General features: G+C 61.3%; 20 protein-coding genes. 12 read left to right on the top strand and 8 right to left on the bottom strand.

From position 1 onward, the window contains the following. Nucleotides 1-65: 65 nt before the first annotated feature. Nucleotides 66-1,274 (bottom strand): acetyl-CoA C-acetyltransferase, encoded by a 1,209-nt coding sequence (locus PYR65_RS19965; protein ID WP_060636158.1) that lies wholly within the window; start codon nucleotides 1,272-1,274, stop codon nucleotides 66-68. 201 nt (nucleotides 1,275-1,475) lie between these two features. Beyond that, nucleotides 1,476-3,272 carry an acyl-CoA dehydrogenase C-terminal domain-containing protein gene (locus PYR65_RS19960; RefSeq protein WP_276119227.1) on the bottom strand — a complete coding sequence of 599 codons (1,797 nt, stop codon included), beginning with the start codon at nucleotides 3,270-3,272 and terminating at the stop codon, nucleotides 1,476-1,478. A 406-nt stretch (nucleotides 3,273-3,678) separates the two neighbouring features. Here PYR65_RS19960 and PYR65_RS19955 point away from each other — a divergent pair, with 406 nt between their 5' ends. The 5 genes from PYR65_RS19955 (at nucleotide 3,679) to PYR65_RS19935 (ending at nucleotide 10,830) form a co-directional block, all read left to right on the top strand. Continuing rightward, nucleotides 3,679-7,695, top strand: a complete 4,017-nt coding sequence (locus PYR65_RS19955) for a peptidoglycan-binding protein (protein WP_276119226.1) — start codon at nucleotides 3,679-3,681, stop codon at nucleotides 7,693-7,695. Between the two features lie 295 nt (nucleotides 7,696-7,990). Beyond that, entirely contained in the window at nucleotides 7,991-8,917 is a 927-nt protein-coding gene (locus PYR65_RS19950) for a sulfite exporter TauE/SafE family protein (protein ID WP_060636155.1), read from the top strand. Further along, the gene (locus PYR65_RS19945; protein ID WP_276119225.1) at nucleotides 8,917-9,705 is read left to right on the top strand and encodes a TIGR02186 family protein; all 789 of its coding nucleotides are present in this window, start codon (nucleotides 8,917-8,919) and stop codon (nucleotides 9,703-9,705) included. The genes PYR65_RS19950 and PYR65_RS19945 overlap by 1 nt, the downstream gene beginning before the upstream one ends. Before the next feature lie 65 nt (nucleotides 9,706-9,770). Continuing rightward, nucleotides 9,771-10,007, top strand: a complete 237-nt coding sequence (locus PYR65_RS19940) for an Lrp/AsnC ligand binding domain-containing protein (RefSeq protein WP_060636153.1) — start codon at nucleotides 9,771-9,773, stop codon at nucleotides 10,005-10,007. Nucleotides 10,008-10,284: 277 nt separating this feature from the next. Then, nucleotides 10,285-10,830 carry a hypothetical protein gene (locus PYR65_RS19935; protein WP_276119224.1) on the top strand — a complete coding sequence of 182 codons (546 nt, stop codon included), beginning with the start codon at nucleotides 10,285-10,287 and terminating at the stop codon, nucleotides 10,828-10,830. 22 nt (nucleotides 10,831-10,852) lie between these two features. On the opposite strand, the gene pdeM is transcribed toward PYR65_RS19935, so the two are convergent. After that, a complete protein-coding gene (gene pdeM / locus PYR65_RS19930; RefSeq protein WP_276119223.1) occupies nucleotides 10,853-11,578 on the bottom strand; it encodes a ligase-associated DNA damage response endonuclease PdeM in 726 nt (241 codons plus the stop codon). Between the two features lie 43 nt (nucleotides 11,579-11,621). Further along, on the bottom strand, nucleotides 11,622-14,156 hold the full coding sequence (locus PYR65_RS19925; protein ID WP_276119222.1) for a ligase-associated DNA damage response DEXH box helicase: 2,535 nt from the start codon (nucleotides 14,154-14,156) through the stop codon (nucleotides 11,622-11,624). 201 nt (nucleotides 14,157-14,357) lie between these two features. Between PYR65_RS19925 and PYR65_RS19920 the strand changes: the two genes are divergently transcribed. Beyond that, complete coding sequence (locus tag PYR65_RS19920) at nucleotides 14,358-14,558, top strand: hypothetical protein (RefSeq protein ID WP_060636150.1); 201 nt, start codon at nucleotides 14,358-14,360, stop codon at nucleotides 14,556-14,558. Nucleotides 14,559-14,594: 36 nt separating this feature from the next. Here the strand turns inward: PYR65_RS19920 and PYR65_RS19915 are convergent, their stop codons facing one another. After that, nucleotides 14,595-15,743: an adenylate/guanylate cyclase domain-containing protein gene (locus PYR65_RS19915; protein ID WP_276119221.1), complete on the bottom strand. Its 1,149-nt coding sequence runs from the start codon at nucleotides 15,741-15,743 to the stop codon at nucleotides 14,595-14,597. A 110-nt stretch (nucleotides 15,744-15,853) separates the two neighbouring features. On the opposite strand from PYR65_RS19915, the gene PYR65_RS19910 reads away from it, so the two are divergent. Next, on the top strand, nucleotides 15,854-16,288 hold the full coding sequence (locus PYR65_RS19910) for an SRPBCC family protein (protein WP_276119220.1): 435 nt from the start codon (nucleotides 15,854-15,856) through the stop codon (nucleotides 16,286-16,288). 67 nt (nucleotides 16,289-16,355) lie between these two features. Here the strand turns inward: PYR65_RS19910 and PYR65_RS19905 are convergent, their stop codons facing one another. Continuing rightward, the gene (locus PYR65_RS19905; RefSeq protein ID WP_276121116.1) at nucleotides 16,356-16,997 is read right to left on the bottom strand and encodes a YitT family protein; all 642 of its coding nucleotides are present in this window, start codon (nucleotides 16,995-16,997) and stop codon (nucleotides 16,356-16,358) included. 142 nt (nucleotides 16,998-17,139) lie between these two features. On the opposite strand from PYR65_RS19905, the gene PYR65_RS19900 reads away from it, so the two are divergent. Both PYR65_RS19900 and PYR65_RS19895 read left to right on the top strand, forming a co-directional pair. Continuing rightward, nucleotides 17,140-17,640, top strand: a complete 501-nt coding sequence (locus PYR65_RS19900; RefSeq protein WP_060636148.1) for an RrF2 family transcriptional regulator — start codon at nucleotides 17,140-17,142, stop codon at nucleotides 17,638-17,640. Between the two features lie 23 nt (nucleotides 17,641-17,663). Continuing rightward, nucleotides 17,664-18,125, top strand: coding sequence for a carboxymuconolactone decarboxylase family protein (locus PYR65_RS19895; protein ID WP_060636147.1), 462 nt, complete (start codon nucleotides 17,664-17,666; stop codon nucleotides 18,123-18,125). Nucleotides 18,126-18,346: 221 nt separating this feature from the next. Here PYR65_RS19895 and PYR65_RS19890 read toward each other — a convergent pair whose 3' ends face one another. Together PYR65_RS19890 and PYR65_RS19885 are read right to left on the bottom strand one after the other, a co-directional pair. After that, nucleotides 18,347-18,979, bottom strand: coding sequence for a YitT family protein (locus PYR65_RS19890; protein WP_060636146.1), 633 nt, complete (start codon nucleotides 18,977-18,979; stop codon nucleotides 18,347-18,349). 202 nt (nucleotides 18,980-19,181) lie between these two features. Beyond that, entirely contained in the window at nucleotides 19,182-20,120 is a 939-nt protein-coding gene (locus PYR65_RS19885) for a methyltransferase domain-containing protein (protein WP_276119219.1), read from the bottom strand. Here PYR65_RS19885 and PYR65_RS19880 point away from each other — a divergent pair. Genes PYR65_RS19880 through PYR65_RS19870 form a run of 3 tightly spaced genes read left to right on the top strand, consistent with a single transcriptional unit; the run spans nucleotide 20,110 to nucleotide 21,054 of the window. Continuing rightward, nucleotides 20,110-20,298 (top strand): hypothetical protein, encoded by a 189-nt coding sequence (locus PYR65_RS19880; RefSeq protein WP_276119218.1) that lies wholly within the window; start codon nucleotides 20,110-20,112, stop codon nucleotides 20,296-20,298. The genes PYR65_RS19885 and PYR65_RS19880 overlap by 11 nt on opposite strands. Continuing rightward, on the top strand, nucleotides 20,283-20,549 hold the full coding sequence (locus PYR65_RS19875) for a DUF6460 domain-containing protein (protein WP_060636144.1): 267 nt from the start codon (nucleotides 20,283-20,285) through the stop codon (nucleotides 20,547-20,549). Before PYR65_RS19880 ends, PYR65_RS19875 begins: the two co-directional genes overlap by 16 nt. A 1-nt stretch (nucleotide 20,550) precedes the next feature. Then, entirely contained in the window at nucleotides 20,551-21,054 is a 504-nt protein-coding gene (locus tag PYR65_RS19870) for a CAP domain-containing protein (protein WP_276119217.1), read from the top strand. Nucleotides 21,055-21,058 lie beyond the last annotated feature (4 nt).

Below are 21,058 nucleotides of genomic sequence, written 5' to 3'. Positions count from 1 at the left end.
GCCGTGCGGCGAAAACCCCTCCCGGCCCTTCGGGCCACCCTCCCCACAAGGGGGAGGGAAAGACCTCACACCCGCTCGATAATCGTCGCCGTGCCCATGCCGGCGCCGATGCACAGCGTCACCAGCGCAGTCTGCAGACCACGGCGCTCCAGTTCGTCGAGCACGGTGCCGAGGATCATCGCGCCGGTGGCGCCGAGCGGATGGCCCATGGCAATCGCGCCGCCATTGACGTTGATCTTGTCGTGGCTGATGTCGAAGGCCTGCATGTAGCGCAAGACGACGGCGGCAAAGGCCTCGTTGAGTTCGAACAGGTCGATATCGGCAATGGTCATGCCAGCTCGCTTCAAGAGCTTTTCGGTGACATCGACCGGGCCGGTCAGCATCAGCGCCGGATCGGAACCGATATTGGCAAAATGCTTGATGCGGGCGCGCGGCTTGAGGCCCATGGAGTCACCCCCGGCCTTGGAGCCGACCAGAATTGCGGCCGAGCCATCGACGATACCAGAGGAATTGCCGGCATGGTGGACGTAGTTGATGCGCTCGATTTCCGGATGTGCCTGGATGCCGACGGCATCAAAGCCGCCCATCTCGCCGGGCATCTGGAAGGAGGGGTTGAGGGAGGCGAGGTTCTGCATCGTCGTTGTCGGACGCATATGCTCGTCCTTGGCAAGGATGGTGATGCCGTTCTGGTCCTTCACCGGGATCACCGACTTGTCGAAATAGCCGCTGTCCCAGGAATGGCCGGCGCGCTTCTGGCTCTCGACCGCATAGGCATCGACGTCGTCGCGCGAGAAACCATACTTGGTGGCGATGAGATCCGCCGAAACGCCCTGCGGCATGAAATAGCCGGGGAAGTTGACCGACGGGTCCATGTACCAGGCACCGCCGGACATGCCCATGCCGACGCGCGACATCGATTCCACGCCACCGGCAATAACGATGTCATCGGCACCGGCCGCAATCTTGCCGGCGGCGAAATTCACGGCATCCAGGCCAGAGGCGCAAAAGCGCGAGATCTGCATGCCGGGCGCCCTGTTGGAATAGCCGGCCTCGAACGCGGCCGCCTTCGGGATCACGGCGCCGGCCTCGAACACCGGATCGACGCAGCCCATGATGATGTCATCGACGGTGGATGTATCCAGCCCATTGCGGTCGCGCAGCGCCTGCAGCACCTTGGCGGCCAGACGCGGCGTCGGCACTTCGTGCAGCGCCCCATCCTTCTTGCCCCGGCCGCGCGGCGTGCGCACGTGGTCGTAAATGAAGACGTCGGTCATGATTTTTTCTCCCTATGCAGCGATCATCAGACCGCGCGTCGTCTGTGTCAAATCGGTCGGGCTTCCTCTTCTCCCCAGCGGGGAGAAGGTGGCCCGCAGGGCCGGATGAGGGGGAGCCAAGACCGCAGCATGTTGCCGTAAGACCCCTCATCGCCTCGCTATGCTCGGCACTTCTCCCCGCTGGGGAGAAGAGGTTTTTACTCAAAACGCCGCTGCGTCCAGTGCCATCATCGTGTCGGCGCCGGTTTCGATGCGGGCTTTGCGCAGCGCCGTTTCCGGCATGATGCGCTCCATGAAGAATTTGGCGGTGATGAGCTTGTTCTTCAGGTAGGTCTCGCGCTCGCCGGCACCTTCCGCCAGTTTTTCCTCGGCGGTCTTGGCGATCTTGGCCCACATATAGCCGAGCACGACGAGGCCGAAGAGGTGCATGTAGTCGGTGGAGCCGGCGCCGGCATTGTCGGGCTTGGCCATGGCGTTGCCCATGAACCACATGGTGGCCGCCTGCAGGTCGTTCAAGCCCTTCTTAAGTCCCTTGGTATAGGCCGTGAGCTTTTCATCGGAGCGGTTTTCCTCGCAGAAATCGCCGATCTCCTTGAACAAAGCGGTGATGGCGCGGCCGCCGTTCAGCGCCAGCTTGCGGCCGACGAGGTCGAGCGCCTGGATGCCGTTGGCGCCTTCGTAGATCATCGCGATGCGGGCATCGCGGACATACTGGCTCATGCCATGCTCTTCGATATAGCCGTGGCCGCCGAACACCTGCTGGGCCATGACGGCGTGGTCGAAGCCCTTGTCGGTGAGCACACCTTTCAGGATCGGGGTCATCAGGCCGAGAATATCGTCGGCGGTCTGGCGGTCGGCATCATTGTCGCCGCGATGCGCGATATCGGATTTGAGCGCGGTCCAGAGCGTGAAGGCGCGGCCGGCCTCGTTGAAGGCCTTGATGGTCATCAGGGTGCGGCGCACGTCGGGATGGACGATGATCGGGTCGGCTTTTTTGTCCGAAGCCTTGACGCCGGAAATCGAGCGGCCCTGGAGACGGTCGCGGGCGTAGTTGGCAGCGTTCTGATAGGCGATTTCCGAAACGGAAAGACCCTGCAGGCCAACGCCCAGGCGGGCCTCGTTCATCATCACGAACATGGCGTTGAGGCCCTTGTTCTCCGCGCCGATGAGATAGCCAACGGCGTCGTCATAGTTCATGACGCAGGTCGAGTTGCCGTGAATGCCCATCTTGTGCTCGATCGCACCGCAGGAAACGGTGTTGCGCGCGCCAAGCGCACCATCGGCCTCCACATGGAATTTCGGCACGATGAACAGCGAAATGCCCTTCACACCTTCCGGTGCACCCTCGATACGGGCGAGAACCAGGTGGATGATATTGCCGGCCATGTCGTGTTCGCCAGCGGAGATGAAGATTTTCTGGCCGGAAATCCTGTAGGAGCCGTCGCTCTGCGGCACGGCCTTGGAGCGGAGCAGGCCGAGATCGGTACCGCAATGGGGCTCCGTCAGGTTCATCGTGCCGGTCCAGTCGCCGGCGACCATTTTCGGCAGGTAGGTTGCCTTCTGCGCGTCGGTGCCGTGCACGAGGATGGCGGCAATGGCGCCCTGGGTGAGGCCCGGATACATGGTCAGCGCCATGTTGGCGGATGACATATATTCGCCGATGGCCGTGTGGAGCGTATAGGGCAGGCCCTGGCCGCCGAATTCTTCCGGTACGGACAAACCCAGCCAACCGCCCTCGCGGTACTGGTCGAAAGCCTGCTTGAAGCCCTTCGGCGTCGTGACCGTCGCATCGTCGTTGCGTTTGCAGCCTTCCTGGTCGCCGGAAAGATTGACCGGGAACAGCACTTCCTCGGCAAGCTTGGCGGCTTCACCGACGATCGCCTCGATCATGTCGGGTGTCGCATCGGCAAAACCGGGCAGATTGTTGTAGCGCTCGATGCCGAGAACGTCGTTGAGAATGAAAAGCGTGTCTTCGACCGGGGCCTTGTAGCTGGGCATGTCTCGTGTTCCTCACCTGTAACCGTGTCATGCAGCGGCTTCTCCGGGAGCGCTCCATGTGATTTCCAGCATGCTACAAAACTTTGACGTGCGCGTAAACGTCAAAATTTGCGGAACGGCAAAATTTGATCGATGACTGGCCCTATCGGACCGGGTGTGCCGAAACTGTCTCTTCGAAGCCTCTCGACGCCAGCATGCGCGCAAATCGTTAAAAAATTTTTAGTCAGGTTAACGGGTTATTTACCACGTTTCGTGAAAGTGCGTGTTGAGATGGTCACAGTTGCAATAGTTTTGTCTTCGCGTCGTTGCAGCTCTGTCCGGATCGGTACCGGAACTACCGGAAGGCGGGGATTTGCCTTTCAGAAGCCCGGATTCCGATCAAGGCCGATGAAAGAGGCGAAGAACGATGAACGGATCGCGATCAAACACTCCACGTCCTGGCGCCCAGTCCTATGGCGACAGGTCGTCTCTCGACGCGCTGAACCGCACGATCGAGGGCCTGGAAGCGCGCATCGAAGGATTGATGGGAACGGCTGGACGCGATCAGCGGGGACGGATCCCGGCGGATGGCCCTGTCACCGTTGCCGATCCGGTCACGGAAATCATGCAGCGCCAGCGCACACTCTCGGCAACGCGGGACCGCGATGCTGTCCGGGAACGCGATGCCGTCCGGGAACGCACCTCCTCCCGTGCGGAGCCGCGTGCCTATGACGAGCGCAGCGTTCCCCCATTTCAGCCCCCAGCATTCCAGAGCCCCCCATTCCAGAACCCGGTACAGCCCCGTCGCGAGCTGCCGGTTGCCCCGCCGCTCAGCGAGCAGCTGCGCAGCGAGGTCTATCGCCGTGAGCCCGTCCGCCAGGAAAATCCGCGCCCAGACAGCCTGCGCGCCGATGCCTTGCGCACGGAGACCATCCGTCAGCAGACGGCCCAGCGTGCGGAGCCCGTCCGCAGCGAGCCGTTGCGTTCGCAACAGTACCGCAGCGAACCGCAGCGTCCCGATCCGGCCATGGCCGAGATTGCCCAGGCGCTGGTTGGTCTGCGACAGGAATTGAAGAAGGATATCGCTGACGGCCTGTCGCGCGAGATGACGGCATTGCGGATCGAAATCCGGGGCATTACCGTTGATGCATCCCAGGACCAGACGATGGCTGAGGACATTCGTGGCGATCTGCAGCGCCTGTCCGACAGCATCAACCAGCTCGGCCGCCAGGCATCGCCGTCGCAGGCCGATGCGTTGAAGGTCGAGTTCGACGAATTGCGCGTCATGATCGACGGCCTTGCCCGCGAAGACAGCGTGCAACGCATGGAAGCGCGCTGGACCGGTGTCGAAGACCGGATGAATGCGTTTGATTCCAACCGCGACGACGAACTGGTGGCGCTGGCCTACCGGCTTGACGAGATCAAGTCGCAGATCGGCTCGATGAACAGCGGCCCGGCCATTCATGCATTGGAAGACAAGCTGGTTTCGGTGGCGCAGGCGATTGAGATGATCGGCCGCCACATGCAGCCCGACGATCGCCAGATGGTATCGCAATTTGCCGATCTGGACGCGCGCCTCGACGAGATCAGCCGCGCCATCGTGGCAAGCGGCCGTGCTGCCGTTCCCGACAGCGCCGGTGTCACCCGCGTCGAGGGCCGCCTTGCCGACCTCTCCCGCCAGATCGACGGACTGCAACGGCCGGCCGACAATGGCGTCGGGTCCCGCATCGAAGCTTTGGCTGCACGGGTCGAGGAACTGGCCAACGAGGAAGCGGCGGTTCGCCTCGAGGAGCGCCTGGAACAGCTGTCGCAGATGCTGGAGCGTTCGCAAAAGGCATCCGCACAGCCGGATCTTACCGGATATCTGTCCGACATTTCGCGCAAGATCGATGCGATCGACCAGGGCTCGCTCAACGATGCGCTTGCCGGGCGTCTGGACGATCTCGCCCGCCGCATCGACCAGCTCGATGCGCCGCAGACGTCCTATGTCGGCGATGCCCGTTTCGACCGGCTGGAAGGCCAGCTGTCGGATATCGCCATCCGTCTTGAAGAAACGCACGCGGCGCCCTTTGACGACAGCGACATCCTGCGCAGCCTGCAGGACCAGATCGCCAATCTTTCGAGCCTCGTCAGCCAGCCGCGCGAGGCGGCGCCAGTGCCTGCCGAATTCGAAGGCCGGATGAGCGCGCTTGAGGATTATCTGGCGACCAGCGACGAATATATCATCGAGGCAGCCCGCCAGGCGGCCGAGGCGGTGATGGAAGCCTATTCGAAGAACGGCATCGGCCAGTCTGCGTCCGGCGGTTCGGACATGGCGGCGATCTCGGCGCTTGCCGACGACCTGAAGGTCTTGGAAGACATGAGCCGCTCGAGCGAGGAGCGCACGGCGCGCACGTTCGAGGCGCTGCACGAAACGCTGGTTCATATCGCTGAAAAGCTGGAGCGGCTGGAAGAGCGTGGCCAGGAACAGGATGCGCCGCGCGCCTTCGGTTCGCGCGGCCTCGACAGCCAGGCACCCATGCCGCGCGCCACGCAGCCGGTTTTCGAGACGCAGGACGATCCCTTCGCCGAAGCTGACTTTGGGCGCCGCTACGAAGATCTGAAGCGTGACATGCACGGGATCGCCGACGATGCCGAGCCCGCAAACCCCTCGCGTGAAGAGGTCGCGGAAGCCGTTGCCGAACAGGCGGCCGTGCACCAGAGCGATATCAAGAGCGCGCCGGCCGCTGCCGGCAAGCCCAGCCTCCTGGCCGGGATCGCCAAGCGGTTTACCGGCAAGCGGTCAGAGCCCGTGCGCGCCGTCGAACGCCAGGTTATCGATCCCTCGCCGTCGATCGATGCGGCCGATGCCATCGAGCCGGATGTGGCCAATCAGCTGCTGGAGCCCGGCTCCGGCGTTCCCGACGTGAAGAAGATCCTGGAGCGGGTGCGCGCCGGCCAGACCGGCCGCAACGCGCCGCCGAGCGAAGCGGACAAGGCGGACTTCATCGCCGCTGCCCGCCGCGCCGCCCAGCAGGCGGCCGAAGAAGTCGATTCGATGAACCGTGGCAAGGGCGGCGCCAGCGCCTCGCCGATGGGTGTCTTTTCCCGCAATCGCCGTCCGATCCTGATGGCTGTTGGTGCCGTGCTTTTGGCGATCATGTCCTATCCGCTGGTCAACACGCTGATCCGTGGCGATCAGGCGCCCGCCGTGGCGCCGGTGGCTGCGATCGAACAGCCGGTCACCAGCGAGCTGGGCAATGAAGCGATGAATGAAATGCCGGCTTCCGGCGAAACACCGGTTACGGCCAATGCGGCGCCCGCCATGCAGGCCGCCGACAACGACGTCGAGCCGCTCACCTCGTTGCAGCCACAGCCTGAGAACGAGACCTCCGTCCCGGCGGATGGTGTTGATACGCAAGTGATGCCGCCTGAAACGCCGGTTTCCGAAGCCACGCAGCCGGAGGCCAAGTTGCCCGACGCCGTGCAGCCGTCAACCGGCGCGGTCAACGCCCGCATGCTTTCGCCGGTCATCGAAGGATCAGCCACAGAGACGGCAGACGTCGCCACCGGTGCGGCAGCAACTGCGCCTGCTGCAGCCGAAGCGGCACTTACCGTTCCCGCCGACATCAAGCCGGAGGCGCTGGCCGAGGCTGCCCGCAAGGGCGATCCTCTCGCCATGTTCGAAATCGGCGCCGTCTATACGGAAGGCCGCGGCATCAAGGCCGATCTCGCCCAGGCGGCAAAATGGTATCAGCGCGCAGCCGATGCCGGCGTCACGCCTGCCGAATACCGGCTGGCAAGCCTGTATGAAAAGGGCACCGGTGTTGGCCGTGACCTGGCGAAGGCGCGCGCGCTCTATCAGCAGGCGGCCGACAAGGGCAATGCCAGCGCCATGCATAACCTTGCCGTCATGCTGGCAAGCGGCGGCGGCGCTGCACCCGATTTTGCCGGCGCCGGCAAGTGGTTTGCCATGGCTGCCGATCGCGGCATCCGCGACAGCCAGTTCAATCTCGCCATCCTCTATGCTCGCGGCAACGGGGTGAACCAGGACCTCGAAGAATCCTACAAGTGGTTTTCTGTGGCTGCCCGCGACGGCGATACCGATGCCGGCCAGAAGCGCGATGAAGTCGGCAAGGCCCTGAGCCCTGAACAGCTGAAAAGCGCCAAGGCGAAATTCGATGCCTGGAAGCTGACGCCGCTCGATCCCAAGGCCAATTCGGTCGATGTGCCGGACACCTGGGTCGGCAAGGGCACCAAGACCGCATCGGTCGATATGAAGAAGGCGCTGCGCAACATTCAGGCGATCCTCAACAATAACGGCTTCGACGCCGGCAAGCCGGATGGCGAGATGGGCCAGAAGACCGTCGCCGCCATCAAGGCCTTCCAGAAATCGATCAGCCAAAAACCGACGGGTCAGATCAACGACGCGCTGGTCAAGGAACTTCTGAAGCGGAACGGCTAAGCCTGCCTGTGTCCATCCGGGCACAGGACGGCGATTTGGCGGCTCCTGCAGGGGAACGGCGTGCGCGGCCGCAATAATGCCGCAGACCGGCCGGACACAGAGGCGCTAAAGGGTTAAAGCCTGCAAAAGGTTGACAGGCCGGACCCCGGGGCGCATGACGAAACGACGTTGAATTCGCAATTTTCACGATTGGTTTTCAAGACTGTTTCATTCCTTATCTCCCGTGGTGAATCACTTGCCACTTTGATGTTTTCCGCCCGCCTTGCGGGCTATTGGCATATTTTGAGGTCTGGCCGTGACGGTGTATCTGCCCATCGCAGAGTTGTCGGTGAACATTTTCATCATTCTGGGAATGGGCGCGGCCGTCGGCTTCCTGTCCGGCATGTTCGGTGTCGGCGGCGGCTTCCTGATCACGCCGCTCCTGATCTTCTACAATATCCCGCCTGTCGTTGCCGTCGCCACCGGCGCAAACCAGGTCGTCGCCTCCTCGATCTCCGGCGCCATCACCCATTTCCGGCGCGGGACGATCGATATCAAGCTCGGGACCGTGCTGCTCTGCGGCGGTCTGGCCGGGGCGACAGTCGGCATCTGGATCTTTTCGCTGCTGCGGCGCATCGGCCAGCTCGATCTGGTGATTTCGCTTGCCTATGTGCTGCTGCTCGGCACCGTCGGCTCGCTGATGCTGTGGGAGAGCATCAATGCGCTGCGGCGTGCGGCCAAGAACGAAACCGTGACGCTGAAGCGGCCGGGCCATCACAATTGGGTCCATCGCCTGCCTCTGAAGATGCGGTTCAAGAAATCCAAGATCTATTTGAGCGTCATCCCGATCGCAGCACTCGGCTTCTGCATCGGCATCCTGACATCGGTAATGGGTGTCGGCGGCGGCTTCATCATGGTGCCGGCAATGATCTATCTCCTGCGCATCCCGACCAATGTCGTCGTCGGCACCTCGCTGTTCCAGATCATCTTCGTGTCGGCCTATACCGTCATCGTCCAGGCCTCGGCCAACTATACCGTCGATATCGTTCTGGCCTTCGTGCTGATGATCGCCGGCGTCATCGGCGCGCAATATGGCGTGCGGGTAGGGCAGAGGCTGCGCGGCGAGCAGCTGCGGGCACTTCTGGCGCTTTTGGTTCTGGCCGTCGGCATCCGCCTTGCCATCGAGCTGGTGATCCCGCCGAAGGAAGTCTATTCGATCGTTTCCGCGGGGCTCGGCTTCTGATGCGGACCGTCTCGCAAATCATCCTCGCCGCTCTCCTGTTTGCCGCACCGCTTGCGGCAAAGGCAGAACCGGTCGATTTCACCGAAAAACTCGATATCGGCATTTCCACTGACGAGATCGCCATCACCTCGGATTTCCGAGGGGCGGATCTCACCATTTTCGGCGCCATTGACGGCGCCGATCCCGGACTGTTGGCGCAGGGAAAATACAATATTGTCGTGGCGCTGGAGGGCCCGAAGGAAAACACCACGGTGCGCAAGAAGGAGCGCGTCTTCGGCATCTGGATCAACACCAATTCGATGACCTTCGAAAAGGTGCCGGAATCCTATTCGCTGTCGAGCACGCGCGATATCGACACGATCGCACCCCCAGGCGACATGAACAATATGGGCATCGGCGTCGATCATATGCCGCTGACGCCGATCGGCTTTATCGGCGATGGCAGCAACCTCACCGAATTCCGCGACGCCTTCCGGCGGCTTCGGGAAACCACCGGCATCTACCAGCGCGATCCCGGCGGTGTGCAGTTCATCAGTTCCAGCCTGTTCAAGGCCTCGTTGCGCCTGCCGGCCGACGTGCCGAACGGATCGCATATCGTGCGCGCCTATCTGTTCCGCGATGGCCTTTTCGTCGCCGCCAAGGCGCTGGAACTGCGCGTCGTCAAGACCGGCCTCGAACAGGCGATCACCACGGCAGCACATCAGCAGCCCTTCCTCTACGGCCTCGTCGCCGTGCTTCTGGCCGTCGTCACCGGCTGGCTCGCCAGTATCGTCTTCCGCAGGGATTGATCGATCCGGCTTTGCCTCCTGGCAAAAACAGGCTATTTGCGATCGAAACATCAGGAGACTGAGCCATGAAGCCGATTTTCGTCCAGCTGCAATGCGCCCCCGGCAAAACCTACGAAGTTGCCGACGTGATCTACAAGAAGGAGATCGTCTCGGAGATGTATTCGACCAGCGGCGATTACGATCTTCTGATCAAGGTCTATGTCGATGAAGCGCAGGACATCGGAAAATTCATCAACGACAACATCGCCACCGTGCCCGGCATCAACCGCTCGCTGACGACGCTGACGTTCAACGCGTTTTAGAGCGCCGCGCACTGTTCTAGCGGCTGGGGCTTTTGTGCCGGTTGTATTTCAATGCTGCCGATGGGCGGCAAGCCGTCTCGACTGAAGAAAATGGGTAATGCCACTTTCTGGGATCCCCTTTCCCATGGGCGTCGATTTCAAGCTGATTTTAATAGGAAACTAAACTTTAGATTGTTTTATCGTCAATAAATCCATCATCATTGCAACTGGCCCAGTTGAGCAAAAGGGCACTGTGGTTTCGAATTTATGCAGGTTTTCAAAAATGGGAGTGCCAGAAATGGATAAAGCACTCGGCAAATTTACAGAATATTATTGCGGTCTGACAACAATTAAAAAAGTTATATTCACGGCACTGGCTGTATATTTTGTATTCTGTTCGCTCTTTTTCGAGCCTTATGCTCGATCAATGATTTTTGAGCATTTTAAAATCGTAAGGCTCAACGGGTGTCAACCAACAGATTACAAGAGAGGCGAGCTTTTCTGTGCAGAGCGCGCCAAGCAAAATGTCGCTTGTGAAAACCGTTCCGCAGGAAACCCATTTTATTGGTGGTGGTTGAATAAGGGTGAGCGACGCCTTTCTCAGAAATTAAACGAAAAATTTCAGGCACTCGGTCAAGATTTTCCGAAATTTGTAGAATGGATGGCCTGTCAAGGGTTCGCAATTAATAAATCTACGACGACAATAAATATTGGTTCACCATTGATATTTGGATATGGGCTTTTTGCGAATAATTTAATAGGTTTGGGGTATGCATCTTCGTTGAGAATAGAAAATATAGAGAGTGGTAAATTAAAGGTCAGGGTCGGATTTTCTTATTTATAGCTTCAGTTATCTGCGTCCTCCATCACCCCAGCAAATTCGCAAACCGCACCGAATAGATCCGATCCCGTCCCAGCATATGGGCGACAAGGCTCTGGTGGTCGAACAGGCCGCGCATGGCCTGGTGGCGCAGATCAAGGCCGCCGGTGGTGACGCCGAAGGCGGGCATGATCAGACGGCGGCCGTCGGTGGCAAAGCAGGCGCGGCGCATATATTTTTCGCGCCGACGTACCGTGGCTGACGGGTGGAGATGGCCGGCGATTTCGCCGGGCTTTGCGCTCAAAGCCGGTTCGTGTCGGAAGATCAGGCCGGAATGGATGAGTTCGTCCATGGATGCGCCGGGCAGGGCGGTTGTGCCGTCGGGATCGTGGTTGCCGTTGATCCAGATCCATTCGCGCCCGCGCGCCATGGTTTCGATCATGGTGCGAAACAGCTCCGGCATCAGGGCGGAGCCGTTGCGGTCGTGAAAATTGTCACCGAGGCTGATGACGGTTTTCGGATTGTGCCGGGCAATGATCGCATCGAGGATGCGCAGCGTCGCCAGCGTATCATAGGGCGGCAGCATCATGCCGCGCCGCGCAAAGGCCGAGCCCTTTTCCAGATGCAGATCGGACACGACGAGAATATCGAGATCGGGCAGATACAGCCCGCCGAGCGGATCGCAGATGCCGATCACGCCGTTCACGACGATGCGGGACGACAGCGCCGGATTGTCCGGAAGGGCAGAGATGGCGTGGGCGATACGGTACATGAAGTTTCCGGCGGCGTTGTTTTTTCAAGTCTTTGATCAAGCTTTATGGCGATGCCGTGGCCACCACATCCGCAAACAGTTCGTCGGCGGCTTCGGCAAGCAGAAAGTCCTGCGCGTCGCCATTGACCGATTCCCTGCCGATTTCGAGCATGACCGGAACGGCCAGCGGCGAAATCCGCTCCAGCGGGCGGTGGGTGATATGGCCCTTGATTCGCGACAGCATATCGCCAAGCCGCTCGATCTCCAAAAGCCCAGTGGATGCATCGTTGCGCGTGGCTTCCAAAAGGATGTGATCGGGCTCGTGGCTGCGCAGGACGTCATAGATGAGATCGGCTGAAACCGTCACCTGCCGTCCGCTCTTTTCCTTGCCGGGATGGCGCTGGTCGATCAGTCCGGCGATGACGGCGCAGTTGCGGAACGTGCGTTTCAACAGGAAGCTCTCGTTCAGCCAGGCCTCCAGATCGTCACCCAGCATATCCTCGTCGAACAGGTCGGCAAGCCGTGGCCGTCCGGCGGTGAAGGCGTCGCTTAGATCCTCCAGGCCCCAGATGGCGAGCGAATAATCGGTGGCGACGAAGCCGAGCGGTTTCAGCCCGGCGCGGTCGAGCCGCCGGGTCAAGAGCATGCCAAGCGTCTGGTGGGCAAGCCTGCCCTCGAAAGCGTAGATCACCATGTAATGGCGTGCACCGCGCGGAAAAGTTTCGATCAGGAGCTCGTCCTCCTTCGGCAGCATCGAAAGATCTTTCTGCAGCGCCAGCCAGTCGCGCACCTGATCCGGCAGGGTCGCATGCCGGCTGGGATCGGCGAGCATCTTGCGGACCTGCTGGGCGAGATAAGTGGAGAGCGGAAACTTGCCGCCATTATAGGAAGGGACCTTCGGATCGAGCTTGAAGCCCTGGCTGACCAGGCATTCGTTTTCGCGGATGCCTTCAAAACGCAGCACTTTGCCGGAAAAGAGAAACGTGTCGCCCGGAGACAGCATCTCGATGAAATATTCCTCGACCTTGCCGAGCGCCATTCCGCCACGGCCGATGCCGCCCCGGGCGTTGTGCTTGACCATGCGCACGTTGAGCATCGGCGATTCGATGATGGTGCCGACATTGAGGCGGTATTGCTGGGCAACCATCGGATTGGAGACGCGCCAGAGGCCTTCCGGCGTCTTGCGGATCTTGGCATAGCGCTCATAGGCGCGCAGCGCGTACCCGCCGGTGGCAACGAAATCGACGATGCGTTCGAAGGTCTCCCAGGAAAGGGTCGAATAGGGTGCGGCACTGGTGATTTCAGCATAGAGCGTCAGGGGATCGAAAGGCGCGGCACAGGCCATGCCGAGCACATGCTGGGCGAGCACATCCAGCGCGCCCTTGCCGACGGCGGGCGTGTCCTGCGCGCCGATATAGTTGGCATCGAGCGCTGCCTGGCATTCCATCACCTCGAAACGGTTGGCGGGAACTAGGATGGCGCGGCTCGGCTCGTCCATGCGGTGATTGGCGCGGCCGATGCGTTGGGCAAGGCGCGATGCGCCCTTCGGTGCGCCGACATGGATGACCATATCGACATCACCCCAGTCGATACCAAGATCGAGCGTCGAGGTGGCGACAACGGCGCGCAGCCGGTTTTCCGACATGGCCGCCTCGACCTTGCGCCGCTGGCCGACATCGAGCGAGCCGTGATGCAGCGCGATCGGCAGATTGTCGTCGTTGATGGTCCACAATTCCTGGAAGACGCGTTCGGCCTGGCTGCGGGTATTGACGAAGAGAAGCGTCGTTTTGGTCTCGCCGATCGCCCGGTAGATATCGCCGATTGCATAGGCTGCCGAATGCCCGGCCCAGGGCACGCGCTCCTCGGTGAAGAGGATGGAAATTTCCGGCCTTGCCCCGCCGGTCACGGTGATCAGGCCGGCATGATTATCTTCGCCCTCTCTCTGAGGGGCAAGCCAGCGCTGCAGCTCCATCGGGTCGGCGACCGTGGCGGAAAGGCCGATCGCCTGCATGGCGGGTGCGAGCTGGCGCAGGCGGGCGAGACCGAGCGACAGAAGATGGCCGCGCTTGGACGTGACCAGCGAATGCAGCTCGTCGAGGACGACATATTTCAGGTCCTTGAAGAAGCGCTCGGCCTCGCCATTGGCGAGAAGCAGCGCCACCTGTTCCGGCGTTGTCAAAAGGATATCGGGCGGATTGAGCTTCTGGCGCTGGCGCTTGGCGGCGGGCGTATCGCCGGTGCGGTTTTCAATGCGGATCGGCAGGCCCATGTCACCGACCGGCTTCATCAGGTTGCGCTCGATATCGACGGCGAGCGCCTTGAGGGGCGAAATGTAGAGCGTGTGGATGCCGGTAAAGGCCGAGCCGGGCGGGATTTTTCCGCGTTCAGTGAGGGAAACCAGCGAGGGAAGGAAACCCGCCAGCGTTTTGCCGGCACCGGTCGGTGCGATCAGCAACATGCTGTCGCCGCTCTGGACGCGGGACAGAAGCTCCAGCTGATGCGCACGCGGTTGCCAGCCCTTTTCCGCAAACCAGCGCAGGAAGGGCGGGGGCAGGAGAATTTGCGTCCTGGCGCGCGGGATGGAATCGATCTGGTTCACGCGAACAAATGTAGATCAAATGATGCGGATTTGAAGAGAGCCCTTTGAAATAGCGGGTATGCATAACGCCATCCGGAAGGATTCCGGTCGCCGTCAAAAATATGGCGGCTTGCGCCGGAACATTTCCGCAGTCCCGGCGTTGGAACAATTCTGCCGGAATCAAAGAGGCCGAATTCAAGCCAAATCAAGAAGGAGAGGGGCATGCCATCCTCCGCATCTGGTAAAACCATCATTCCGCCCGATCAGCATATCCTGACGGTTCAGGAGGCGCTGGAGCCGCTCTATCAGCGGCTGGAGCAGGAAGTGGAAACCAAGCTGGTGGAAGCCGCCGTCGATGCAGGCTGGTCCCCCTATGATGCACTGAGCGCGATCGATCAGCTGAAAAAACACGACGGGCTGTAGCGGCGTCGTCCGGTCATAAAGAATATGTGCCGTTGGTTAGCGCTGCGGCGTAAACACCGCGCAGGGTGCGGCGATGCCGCGCAGGCTATGATCGCCGAGGGGATCGAGCGGCTGCGTCGTTTCCGCCGCAAAGGCGCCGGAGACGAGCACCGTGCATCCGAGCGGGCGGCAGAGGCCCTCCAGCCGGCTGACGAGATTGACGGCAGGGCCGATGGCGGTGAAATCCAGCCGGTCGGCCGTCCCGATATTCCCCCACAGCATATCGCCGAGATGAAGAGCCACGCCGAACGTGAGGGGTTTTTGTCCTTGCGCAGAGCGGACTTTATCGAGGTGATCCATTCCAGCGCGTGCGGAAGATACCGCGCGCAAAGCGGCGTCGCAGGCGGCTGTCGCGCCGCGCTCGCCGACCGGAAAGATTGCCAGAACCCCATCGCCGATGAATTTCAGCACCTCGCCGCCAAAGGCATGGACGGCGCCCGCGACGCGGTCGAACCAGGCGTCGAGCGCTGCGATCACCTCTTTTGCGTCCGTTGTCTCCGACAATTCGGTAAAGCCGCGCAGATCGGCAAACAGAAGAGCGGCCCGGATCGTCTCTCCCGGGTCGCGCCGCAAACGTCCGGCCAGCACCTGCGCGGCGCTGCGGCGGCCGAGATAGGTCGTCAAAAGCGCTGAGAGCGTTGAGCGGGCAGCAAGCACGGCAAGCGGCGCTGCCGCAAAGCGTGCGACTTCGCGTAAAAGGTCTGCCTCATCCGGGGTGAATGGCCGGTTTGCCGACCAGGCGAGCGTCGCGCCACCGGCGGCCTCCTCCTGAATGCTGGGGGTGCCGAGGCCTGCCAGCCAAGTCTGTGCGATGTCAGTCCGCTTTCCGATGTCAGTACGGGCGCTGTCAGCACCGGCGATGTCAGTCTTCGCGATATCGCTGCGGCCGATATCAGCGGGTTGGACTGCGGCGGGACCAAAGGCACCCGTCAGTCCCAGCGCCTCGATCACCCGTCCGGTATCCGCCCGCCAGAGCCAGATGCGCCGCTCGATGACGGGATGCGGTGCTGCCTGCGTCAGCGCACCTCCGGTCAGCGGCAAGCCATCGGCAACAAGCCGTGCGGCCAGCGCCGTCAGGAACGCATCGCCATCAGGCATGTCGATCGCGGCATCGGCGAGGAAAGAGAGAGCAGACGGCAGTTGCATAGCGGCCATCATGCCGTGGGGCCTGCCTGCTGTCACGAGATTTTGCATCTTGCGCAACAGGCAGTTCGGCTTAAATTGCGGCCTGAATGTGAGACTGGAAGGACATCCCGATGACGGAAACGCTTCACAGTGAAATCCAGATCGCCGCGCCGCAGGCAACGGTTTTTGCGTTTCTGACAGATCCCGACAAGATCTTGCGCTGGATGGGCACCTCGGCGACGATCGAGCCGCATCCCGGCGGCATCTATCTGCTCAGCATGAACGACCGGCAGACCGCAAGAGGCCAGTTTACCGAGGTCATCCCGGTGCACCGCCTGGCCTATAGTTTCGGCTGGGAAGGCCATGACACGGTGCCGCCGGAATCCGGCCTGATCGAAATCGACCTGATCGAGAAGGACGGCGGCACGCTGGTGCGGCTCACCCATAGTGGCCTGCCCGACGAGAAGGAACGTGCCAATCACGCAAAGGGCTGGGCCCATTATCTGCGCCGCATGTCGATTGCCGCCGCCGGTGACGATCCCGGCCCGGACAGCATGAACGGATAGGATACGTTTTGGATAGTCCTCCCGGGTGCCTCGACGTCCCCTGGCGGAGCACGACGCCTCGGCGTGATTACATCGCGATATAGCGGTCCTTGCGGTGGTTCATCGCCAAGGTGACGTTCATGACGACGGCGCCCGCGATCGAACAGGCGATGATGAAGGGGCTGGCAAGGAAGAACGAGCAGGCAACGATCGCCCCGTCGAAACCGAGCTGGGTGAAGCCTGCCCGCCAGCCGAAACGATCCTGCAGATAGAGCGCCAGAATGCCGATGCCGCCCAGGCTGGCGCGATGGCGGAAAAGGGCGAGGAGGCCGGCACCGACCACAAGCCCGCCGAACAGGGCGCCGATCAGCGGATCGATCTGGGTGATCCCCAGCGCACGCGGCAACACTTCGGACATGGCCGAGGTCATTGCGACAGCGATGAAGGTCTTGACCGTGAAGGCAAGGCCCATGCGGCGGAAGGCGAGGTAGTAGAAGGGCAGGTTTACCGCAAAGAAGCAGGCGCCGAAGCTGAAGCCCGTCGCGTAATGGACGAGAAAGGCGATGCCCGGCGTGCCGCCCGTTAACAGTCCGGCGCTGGAAAACAGCGTAATCCCGAGCACGCAGAGCATGCTGCCGGAGATCACGCCCTGCGCGTCGTCGGCGATCGAATGCCGCTCGGCGCTTGAATTCATCAGGGCCGCAAAGGCCGATTTTGCAGGTGTCGCCATCATCGTCATAGTTCCCGTCGCCAGTCTCCTGCTCTTCTATCCTCAGGTTTTGCGAACGCAAGCGCTGTGACGGATTTCCCCGCTTGACGGCCGGAATAATCATGGATATAAATTATCCACGATAGAAAACGGAGGCAAGAGAATGAAGCTGGGTGACGGGGTCGAGCAAGCAATCCACAGCGTGGCGATGCTGTCCGGCCTGTCCGAAGGCGGGGTCCTGTCGGCCGCCGCAATCGCCGAGTTTCATGGCGTCTCCACGAGCTATCTGCTCAAGCATCTGCAATCTCTGTCGGGGGCCGGCATTCTCGATACGGTGCCGGGCCCCAAGGGCGGATACCGGCTGGCGCGTCCGGCGCAGAAGATCACGCTGCTCGATATCGTGCTTGCCGTCGAAGGCCCGGCCCCGGCCTTTCGCTGCAATGAAATCCGCCAGCGCGGGCCGAACCCCGTCGGCAATCACCTGTTTTCCAAGCCCTGCAATATCTCGGCCACCATGCTGAGGGCCGAGCGCGTCTACCGGGCGGAACTGGCCAAGACCACAATTGCCGATCTCGGCGTGCAATTGGCCGAGATCGACGACGGATCGATCGCAGCAAGAGGCTGCGCCTTCCTTGAACTTCATGAGCGCAAAACGGCTCGCTGAGCCATCAACACAGGAGAAGACCCATGCAAACGCGTTTCAACTTCGCCAAAGTTTCGCCTGCCGCCTACAAGGCCGTCGCTGCTCTGGAGCAGTATGTCCAGGAGAGCGGTCTTGAGCGCCGTTTCATCCACCTGATCAAGCTACGCGCGTCGCAGATCAATGGCTGCGCCTACTGTGTCGATATGCACGTCAAGGAATCCCGTCATGACGGCCTGAGCGAGCAGTGGATCAACCTGTTGTGCGTCTGGCGTGAATCGCCGGTTTATGACGTCCGCGAGCGGGCTCTGCTCGGCTGGGTCGATGCCGTCACCAACATTGCCCAGACCGGCGCGCCGGACGACGTCTTCAACGCGCTGAAGGAGCATTTTTCCGAAGCGGAGATCACCGACATCACGGTTGCTATTGGCGCCATCAACGTCTGGAACCGGCTGGCCGTCAGCTTCCGCTCGCAGCATCCGGTCGACAAGGTGGCAAAGGCCGCCTGACCGGCAAAACGGCTACGGGGCTGCGCATCCGCAACAGGTGCAGCGCCGGGGAGCGGGAAGGGCTTGTCCCGCTCTCACATCAATAGGAATAAAAGGGTTGGACGAGGGGGCGGCCGGTGCTGCCCTGGCATTGGCGCGGCGCATTGTTCGACAAATGCGCATCGGCCCCCTCGTCACCTCGCTTTGCACGCGGCGTCTCCTCCGCCTGGAGGACGCGCGTTTTACAAAGCGATATAGCGGTCGGAGCGGTGGTTGATGGTCAGGAACAGATTGAGCACGACTGCGCCCAGTACCGAATAGAACACGACCGGCGGCGTGGTGACGAAGAAGGCGGCGGCCAGCACGCAGAGATCGATGGCAAGCTGCACCAGACCGGCGCGGATGCCGAACCGCTCCTGCATATAAATGCCGAGGATGCCGACGCCGCCAAGGCTGGCGCGGTGGCGGTAGAGCGCCAGAACACCAAACCCCAGGAGAACGCCGCCCAGCAGCGCCGCCCAGGCCGGGTGGATATTGGCGATCTGGAACACATCACCCTGCAGATTGGTCAGGACCGAGGTAATGGCGATGGCAATGAAGGTCTTCACGGTGAAGGCCATGCCGAGGCGCTTCCACGACAGGTAGAAAAACGGCAGGTTGAGCACGAAGAAGGCGAGGCCGAAATTGATGCCAAGCGCATAATGCAGCAGGAAGGCGACCCCGGCGGTGCTGCCCGTCAGGAGACCGGCGCTGGCGAGCACGTAAAGGCCAAGGGCAGCGACCAGGCTGCCCGAAAAAATACCCTGCACATCCTCGACCGGCGTATGGCGCGTAGCACTGGTATTCCAGAAGCCAAGGGCATTGATAATGCTCATGTCACACTCTCCGAAGATGGCCAGGCCGCGCCCGGATAGCCCGGACGGCGATGTTGGGATGGACTGAAAATGCAGGTTCGCTCGCAGCCGTTCTGATAATCACGGCTGGGTGCAGTGCAGCAATTATCGGATTCTGCCTGTCGCAATCAAGCAAAATATGTAAGCAATGCTGACCTATTTTAACTTCGCAAGAAAACTGCGTTCAGGCCGGTTTTCGCGTAAGGAACAGAATGCCAAGCACAGGTTTTCCGCCATCATTGCGAATGGGTGTTTTGCTGACAGCGACGATCTCGAGTCCAAAGCGTTTGCAGAGGCCCTGGATATAGGTTTCGGAATGGGCGTAGCGGAGCGATGGACGCAAGATAAAATCGCCTTCCACACCGGCATCCTCGACGGAAAAAGCAAACAGGCCTGCGCGTCCCATCAGCTGTAGAGCGATGACGAAGACGCTGTCGAGGCGGCCCAGATACATCAGCACATCGGCGGCGCTGACCAGATCGGCGCGGTGCTCCGGCATGCCGGAAAACAGCCCGGACGTTTCCGGCGGCAGCGAAAGATCGGCTTGGGCTAAGTGATCATAAAGGCCCTTTTCCTGTGCCTTTGCCAGCATGTTGGCAGACAGGTCGAAGCCTTCCAGACGGTCCGCCCTGGCGCGGATGCGCTCGCCGAACAGGCCGGTGCCGCAGCCGAGATCGGCCACATCGGTAAACCGCATGCCGCCCGCATGTTCGGCGATCAGAGCCTCCAGCTTTTCCGGAACGCGATAGTCGAGCTTTTCGACAAGCGCCTTGTCGAAGCGGCCGGCATAGTCGTCGAACAGCTGCGCCACGTAGAGGCTTGACGGCTGACCGGGAGCTTCGGAATCGCCAAGAAGAGCGAGTTTCAAACCGGCCCCGAACATATCCTCCGGATTGAGCGTCAGAACTTTTTTGAGGGCGCTGATGGCTGCCTCTTTGCGGCCGGATTTTTCCTCATAGTCGGCGAGACGGAACCAGCCGGCCGCCCAGCCGGGCGCAAGCTCCAGCGCCTGGGTCATTAGGTCGGCCGCGTCCATATGATCGCCGCTATCGGCGAGCATATGCGCATATTCGGCGCGGCGGTCGGCAATGAGATCGCCGGAGGAAAGCTGGTTGAGCATCATGATTCCGGGTCTCGATTGCGCGCCGCGTGTGACGGGCTTGGGCTTTAAGCGCTTGTGGCGCGCAAGTTCAGAAATGGCAAGCGGCGATTTAACGGCGGTATCGACAGCTTGCAGCAAGGGCCATGGCGACCTATGTGAAGAAAAACAGGAGAATCATGGGCCATGGCCGATGGAGTGAACAGGTTTCTGGGCGATTCGCCCCTTCGGGTCCTCGTCAAGCTTTTGGTGGTCTCGATCATCGTCGGCTTCGTCATGGCGGTTTTTGGATGGACGCCCTATGGCATCCTCTACACGGTACGCGATTTCGTTCTCGATCTCTGGCATTCGGGCTTTGCAGCCCTTGGCCGCGTCGGCGACTATCTGCTTCTGGGTGCCGCCGTGGTGATCCCGGTCTTCATCATCCTGCGCATTCTCAGCTACCGGCGGTAACATGCACGATCAGACAGTCCTTGCTTCCCGCCGCACCTTCCTGCGCGCAGGCGCGGTTTTCTCGCTCGGCCTTCTCGCCAGTTGCGGCACGCCCAAGCTCACCCCGAGCGGCGATGGCAGCGATCAGACGGAGGCGACGCTCGGCTATATCAATGCGTTGAGAAAGCAGAAGGGTCTGCAGCCGCTGGTGCGCGATCCGGCGGCTGCGCAAGCGGCACTGTCGCAGGCGTCCCGCATGGCCAAGGCCGGAAAGATGTCGCATCTGATCGGCCTGGGCGACAGTTTCCTGTCGCGGATGAAGAGCGGCGGCGTGGGGCTTCCGGCAGCGGAAAACATCGCCATGGGCCAGGACAGCGCCGAACGGGCCTATGCCGCCTGGTTCAACTCGCCCAAGCACCTGGAGAATATGCTGGGCCCGAACTATAGCGGCCTCGGCGTTGGCGTGATGCGCAATCCGGCGTCCGGAAACCGGCCCTATTGGGCCATGGTGCTCTCAGCCAGCTGACCGC

The sequence above is a fragment of the Pararhizobium qamdonense genome, from assembly GCF_029277445.1.
GTDB lineage: Bacteria > Pseudomonadota > Alphaproteobacteria > Rhizobiales > Rhizobiaceae > Pararhizobium > Pararhizobium qamdonense.
Note: the sequence above shows the minus strand (reverse complement) of the source record. Positions and strands in the feature narration are given on the sequence as shown.

Excerpts from the sequence above, each read along its gene's own strand:
- PYR65_RS19965 (WP_060636158.1), bottom strand. The coding sequence starts at position 1,274 with ATGACCGACGTCTTCATTTACGACCACGTGCGCACGCCGCGCGGCCGG.
- PYR65_RS19960 (WP_276119227.1), bottom strand. The coding sequence starts at position 3,272 with ATGCCCAGCTACAAGGCCCCGGTCGAAGACACGCTTTTCATTCTCAAC.
- PYR65_RS19955 (WP_276119226.1), top strand. The coding sequence starts at position 3,679 with ATGAACGGATCGCGATCAAACACTCCACGTCCTGGCGCCCAGTCCTAT.
- PYR65_RS19945 (WP_276119225.1), top strand. The coding sequence starts at position 8,917 with ATGCGGACCGTCTCGCAAATCATCCTCGCCGCTCTCCTGTTTGCCGCA.
- PYR65_RS19940 (WP_060636153.1), top strand. The coding sequence starts at position 9,771 with ATGAAGCCGATTTTCGTCCAGCTGCAATGCGCCCCCGGCAAAACCTAC.
- PYR65_RS19935 (WP_276119224.1), top strand. The coding sequence starts at position 10,285 with ATGGATAAAGCACTCGGCAAATTTACAGAATATTATTGCGGTCTGACA.
- pdeM (WP_276119223.1), bottom strand. The coding sequence starts at position 11,578 with ATGTACCGTATCGCCCACGCCATCTCTGCCCTTCCGGACAATCCGGCG.
- PYR65_RS19920 (WP_060636150.1), top strand. The coding sequence starts at position 14,358 with ATGCCATCCTCCGCATCTGGTAAAACCATCATTCCGCCCGATCAGCAT.
- PYR65_RS19915 (WP_276119221.1), bottom strand. The coding sequence starts at position 15,743 with ATGCAACTGCCGTCTGCTCTCTCTTTCCTCGCCGATGCCGCGATCGAC.
- PYR65_RS19910 (WP_276119220.1), top strand. The coding sequence starts at position 15,854 with ATGACGGAAACGCTTCACAGTGAAATCCAGATCGCCGCGCCGCAGGCA.
- PYR65_RS19905 (WP_276121116.1), bottom strand. The coding sequence starts at position 16,997 with ATGGCGACACCTGCAAAATCGGCCTTTGCGGCCCTGATGAATTCAAGC.
- PYR65_RS19900 (WP_060636148.1), top strand. The coding sequence starts at position 17,140 with ATGAAGCTGGGTGACGGGGTCGAGCAAGCAATCCACAGCGTGGCGATG.
- PYR65_RS19895 (WP_060636147.1), top strand. The coding sequence starts at position 17,664 with ATGCAAACGCGTTTCAACTTCGCCAAAGTTTCGCCTGCCGCCTACAAG.
- PYR65_RS19890 (WP_060636146.1), bottom strand. The coding sequence starts at position 18,979 with ATGAGCATTATCAATGCCCTTGGCTTCTGGAATACCAGTGCTACGCGC.
- PYR65_RS19885 (WP_276119219.1), bottom strand. The coding sequence starts at position 20,120 with ATGATGCTCAACCAGCTTTCCTCCGGCGATCTCATTGCCGACCGCCGC.
- PYR65_RS19875 (WP_060636144.1), top strand. The coding sequence starts at position 20,283 with ATGGCCGATGGAGTGAACAGGTTTCTGGGCGATTCGCCCCTTCGGGTC.
- PYR65_RS19870 (WP_276119217.1), top strand. The coding sequence starts at position 20,551 with ATGCACGATCAGACAGTCCTTGCTTCCCGCCGCACCTTCCTGCGCGCA.